Annotated in this window: 1 protein-coding gene; it reads right to left on the bottom strand. The window is 53.0% G+C overall.

Features of this window, described 5'->3' with window-relative positions:
* Window positions 1–1,725: CRISPR-associated helicase Cas3' (gene cas3, locus AC0CYZ_RS14020; RefSeq protein ID WP_472216302.1), on the bottom strand; the 1,725-nt coding region annotated here is incomplete at its 3' end.
* Window positions 1,726–1,782: the final 57 nt, after the last annotated feature.

Genomic DNA, 1,782 nt, shown 5'->3' with positions numbered 1-1,782 from the left:
GTCTCCTTTCACAAATTGCAGGACTATATGGTCAAGATCGTAGTCCCAACTGGTGTCACGCCGCACGACCTCAAACGCTTTTTTGATGGCTCCTTTTGCGCCCGGTGCAATCTTTGTTGCCCCATATTCGTGTGCCTGCGGTGTATGATGATGCGCAATGGCACCACACACCGCCCGAAGCACCGGCATATTGGGACTGTGAGGGCCAGTTATGCCAAGACTCTGCATCATCAACCTCCTGCCTGCCGCGACACTCTCACAGGCATGCTTTGGGCGTTTGATTGAGAGTGCTTTCTGCCATTCATGTTGTTCCTTTGATCGATAATCATAATCGGTCTTCGCAAAGAAGAAGGACTGGTCTCGTTCCTGGTATGATCCACTCCACTGCCCCTTTTCATACAAAAGCCGTTGCCATGCACGTGCCCAGCGCTGCCATTGAGTGTCGAGCTTGCCCAGGTCGTGGGTTGCAATGGCGAGCTGGATCGCAGTATCAATCGTGCCGGGTGCCAGTCCCATCAGTTGTTCCAGACGGTGCATCGTGTAGGCAAGGTCGTGATGGATGGCATAATGATAGGCATCAGCCAGGCCACCAATGTGTTGCTTGTAGCTCTGTTCCCGCGTTGGATCACCATCGCTTTTATTGGATGTTTGTGGTAATAAACTGCTCTGATAAGGCTGCTCGTCTAAACGCTTTTGCCAACGTTGGGGCAGCGCAAGGCGGCCATCCCGAAACACGAGGCCCAGGTCTTTATCATAGGTGACCAGTTGGTGTGGCATGGCAATGAGTAGCGCACCCGGAATCTCTTCGGGTATCGTCAGTGGCGGCCAGTTATAAACAGTCGGGAGGCGCTGATCTTCCTCGTCGTCCTGCTGTTCTGCCTTGTTTTGTTGCGCCTGCTTACACATCCAACCCAGATCATGTTCATATTGGCGCTCCTGCAATTGTGCCCAATGTTTTCCCATCAAAGCGGATGGATGCAAGCCGAAGCTTTGCCAGTGCCAGGGGCGAATCTTGAGCTCTTCTTCTGGTTGATCGTGGATGATGAGCTGGACTTGATTGACATCGCGGATAAGCTCACTTGCATGGGCGCGATCATTTGTGCGGAGCATTGTGGTGATCACTGTTTGTAGTTCATCACGATGGATCTCATAACGATCGAGCAGGGCCAGGTCGCCGGCTGTATGCACGATGTCGATAAGGTCCTGTTCCTCGCGAAAACCGATCACATGCTTATCAAACTGCTCCAGGGCAACCCAGGTGGATTGGCAAAGATCGGCGTTATAGGGCAATGTTGAAGCAGGCTTTCCCTCCTCATCTGGACGCAGTGGATAGATGATCACACGTCCTGCTTGCTGCTCAAAACGTGCGCAGCGCCCGGCTCGTTGCACCAGACTGTTGGCCGGAGCATTCTCGCTATGCAGCGTCTGTACCGAGATGTCCAGGCCCACCTCAACCACCTGCGTTGCAACAACAATCACATCCTTCTCGCCCTGGTAGATGCCCTTCTCCCACTGTTCTTTTCCCAACAACTCACCCAGTTGTTTGCCCTGCTCCTTGCGATCCTCATCGGTGAAGCGGCTATGCAACAGGCGTAATTCGATGTTGAACTGCTGTTGCTCGATCGCTTCCGAAAGGTGCAGGTACATCTCCTGGGCACGTTGCACTGTATTGCAGACGACTAGTGAACAACGATCATGCTCACGAAGGATCTGTTCAGCACTCATGGGTTCTTGCGCACGAGTAAAAACTCTGCTCCGTCCCTTGTTCAGTTGCTCCAGTTC

The sequence above is a fragment of the Actinomycetospora sp. genome (genome assembly GCF_055612215.1).
This window is presented reverse-complemented; position numbering and strand designations above follow the sequence as displayed.